The organism is Actinomadura soli, assembly GCF_005889715.1.
In the GTDB taxonomy this organism is placed as follows: domain Bacteria; phylum Actinomycetota; class Actinomycetes; order Streptosporangiales; family Streptosporangiaceae; genus Spirillospora; species Spirillospora soli.
This window is the reverse complement of record NZ_VCKW01000460.1, coordinates 1-3,587: the sequence shown is the minus strand read 5'-3', so window position 1 is coordinate 3,587 and position 3,587 is coordinate 1. Positions and strand designations below refer to the sequence as shown.

The window sequence follows — 3,587 nt, the reverse complement described above, 5'->3', positions numbered from 1 at the left end:
GTGGTGGCGGCGGTCTTGGCGGTGTGGCGGGTGGGCGCTGCGTATGTGCCGGTTGATCCTGCTGTCCCGGCCGAGCGGATCGCGTTCATGCTCGCCGACGCCGAAGCGGCCGTGGTCCTGAGTACCCGGGGCCTGCTTGAGGATCTGCCGGTCGAGGGTCTGCCCACGGTTGCCGTGGATGATCCGGACCTGATGGCCGCTGCCGTGTCGCCGGTCCCCGTTTTGCGGGTGGACGCGGCGGAGTTGGCGTATGTGATGTACACCTCGGGCTCGACGGGTCGGCCGAAGGGCGTGGCGGTCACCCACGGCGGCTTGGCGAACTACCTGCAGTGGGCCGCCGACGCCTATGAGGTCGGCCGTGGTGGTGCGGTGTTGTATTCGTCGCTGGCCTTCGACTTGACCGTGACGAGCTTGCTGGTGCCGTTGGTGAGCGGCGCCGCAGTACGGGTGAGTGTCGAGGGCGGTGTGGACGGCCTGGCTGCCGTGCTGGCCTCGGGCGGCGGCTTCGATGTGGTGAAGGTGGTCCCGGCGCATCTCCCGATGCTGGCGGGCGTGCTGGCGGCCGGTCAGGTGGCGGGTGGAGCACGTCGGTGGGTGGTGGGTGGTGAGGCGTTGTCGGGCGCGGACGTGGAGTCGTGGTTGGGGTTGGCTCCGGATGCGGTGGTGGTGAATGAGTACGGTCCGACCGAGACGGTGGTGGGGTGTTCGGTTCACGCGGTACGTGCGGGTGATCTGACCGGTGAGTTGTCGGGTGGCGTGGTGCCGATCGGGCGTCCGATCGCCAACACGCGCTTGTTCGTGCTGGACGACCGGCTGAGCCCTTCCCCGGTCGGGGTGACGGGTGAGTTGTATGTGGCGGGTGCGGGGGTGGCGCGCGGGTATGTGGGGCGCCCGGGCCTGACGGCGGAGCGGTTCGTGGGGTGCCCGTTCGGCGCGGGTGAGCGGATGTACCGCACCGGCGACCTGGCCCGCTGGACACCAGATGGGCAGTTGGTGTTCCTGGGGCGCGCGGACGAGCAGGTGAAGGTCCGCGGGTTCCGGATCGAGCCGGGTGAGATCGAGGCCGCGCTCCTGGCACACCCGGACGTGGCGCAGACGGCGGTCGTAGCCCGCGAGGACAGCCCGGGCGACAAGCGCCTGGTGGCCTACGTCGTGCCCACCGAAGGCGGCGGGCTGGTCGACGTGGACGAGTTGCGGGAGTTCACCGGCGGGCGGTTGCCGGAGTACATGGTCCCTTCCTCCGTGGTGGTGTTGCCGGAGTTGCCGCTGACGGCGAACGGCAAGCTGGACCGCCGGGCGTTGCCGGCACCGGAGTACGCCGTGGGTGGGCGGGGTCCGGCCACGGTGCACGAGGAGATTTTGTGCGGTGTGTTCGCGCAGGTCCTCGGGCTGGAGTCGGTCGGGGTCGATGACGGCTTCTTCGACCTGGGCGGTCATTCGCTACTGGCCGTCCGCCTGGCCTCGCGGGTTCGGGCCGCGCTGGGCGTTGAGGTGCCGCTGCGGACGCTGTTCGAGAGGCCCACGGTGGCGGGGTTGGCCAGATGGATCGCTGAGGCGGGTGAGGGCCGGGTGCGGCCGGCGCCGGTGGCGGGTGCTCGTCCGGAGCGGTTGCCGTTGTCGTTCGCGCAGCGCCGGTTGTGGTTCATCGGTCGGCTGGAGGGGCCGAGCCCGACCTACAACCTGCCGGTGACGGTCCGGTTGTCCGGTGAGCTGGACGTGGCTGCCTTGAACGCGGCGTTGCGTGACGTGATCGGGCGTCACGAGTCGCTGCGCACGGTGTTCCCAGCAGTGGACGGCGAGCCCTACCAGCGGATCCTCGGCATGGACGAGGTGGACTGCGAACTGCAAGTGTCGCGGGTGGAGCCCGATGAGCTGGCCGAGGTGGTCGGGCAGGCGTCGCGGTATGCGTTCGACCTGTCGTCCGAGGTCCCGATCCGGGCGTGGCTGTTCCAGGCCGGGGCGGACGAGTGCGTCCTCACCCTGGTGATGCACCACATCGCCGGTGATGGCTGGTCGATGGACCCGCTGCGCCGTGACCTCGCGACCGCGTACGCAGCGCGGACGCGTGGTGAGGCTCCTGCCTGGGAGCCGCTGCCGGTGCAGTACGCCGACTACGCGCTCTGGCAACGTGAACTGCTGGGCGGGGAGTCCGACCCGGAGAGCCTGTTGTCGTCGCAGGTCGAGTACTGGCGTGAGGCGCTGGCCGGAGCGCCGGAGGAGTTGGCGCTGCCGACTGATCGTCCGCGCCCCGCGACCGCAGGACATCACGGCCACCGGGTGCCGGTGCGGGTGCCGGCCGAGGTGCACGAGCGGCTGGTGGCCCTGGCCCGATCCGAAGGCGTGACCGCGTTCATGGTGGTCCAGTCCGCCTTGGCCGTCCTGCTGTCACGGCTGGGAGCCGGGACCGACATTCCGATCGGTTCGGCGGTGGCGGGACGGTCGGATGAGGCGTTGGACGATCTGGTCGGCTTCTTCGTCAACACGCTGGTGATCCGCACCGACCTGTCGGACGACCCCGAGTTCCGTCACGTGCTGGGCCGGGTGCGGGAAACGACGCTGAACGCATTGGCGCATCAGGACGTGCCGTTCGAGCGGTTGGTGGAGGAGTTAGCGCCGTCGCGGTCGCTAGCACGGCACCCGCTGTTCCAGGTCATGCTGACCCTGCAGAACACCGAACGCGCGACTCTCGAACTGCCGCAGGTGCAGGTCGGCGACGGTGCCACCGTGGTTGATGGGCCAAGAACGGTGCCGGCGAGGTTCGACTTGGATGTGGTGCTGGCGGAGGTGTTCGACGAGGACGGGCGCCCGGCCGGTTTGCGTGGATCGCTGGTGGCCTCGGCGGACCTGTTCGACGCGGCGTCGGTCGAGGCCCTGGCCCAGCGGTGGGTGCGGGTGCTGGACGCCCTGGTCACGGCCCCGCACGCGCGGCTGCGCGAGGTGGAGGTTCTGGACGCCGATGAGCGTCGTCTACTCCTGAAGGAATGGAACGACACGGCGGTGGATGCCCCGGCGGGGCTGGTGGTGGATCTGTTCGAGGCCCAGGCCCGTCGGACCCCGGACGCGGTCGCGGTGGTGTTCGAGGGCACCGAACTGACGTATGGGGAGTTGGACGTCCGCGCGAACCGGGTGGCGCATTATCTGGCCGGTCGGAGTGTGGGCGCGGAGTCGGTGGTGGCGGTACGCCTGCCGCGCGGCGTGGAGATGGTCGTGGCGATTGTGGGGGTGTGGAAGGCGGGTGGCGCGTATCTGCCGGTGGATCCGGGGGTTCCGGCCGAGCGCATGGCGTTCATGGCCGCCGACAGTGGCGCGGCCCTGATCTTGACCGAGGATGACCTCGCCGCTGCGTCGGAGCACCCCGATACCCGGTTGCCGGTCGAACGGGATCGTGCGGGGTTGGCGTATGTGATTTACACCTCTGGGTCGACGGGGCGGCCGAAGGGGGTGGCGGTTACCCATGGTGGTTTGGCGAATGTGGTGTCGGTGTTTGGGCCGGTGATGGGTGCGGGTCCGGGTGTGGGGGTGTTGCAGTTCGCCTCGTTCGGTTTCGATGCGTCGGTGCTGGATGTGGGGGTGGCGTTGTCGTCGGG

The 3,587-nt window shown here is 69.9% G+C and carries 1 protein-coding gene; it reads left to right on the top strand.

What is annotated here, in order from left to right; genetic code table 11:
• Window positions 1–30: 30 nt before the first annotated feature.
• Window positions 31–3,587, top strand: a 3,557-nt coding sequence (locus ETD83_RS40565) for a non-ribosomal peptide synthetase (protein ID WP_171064725.1), incomplete at its 3' end; no start/stop codon positions are given.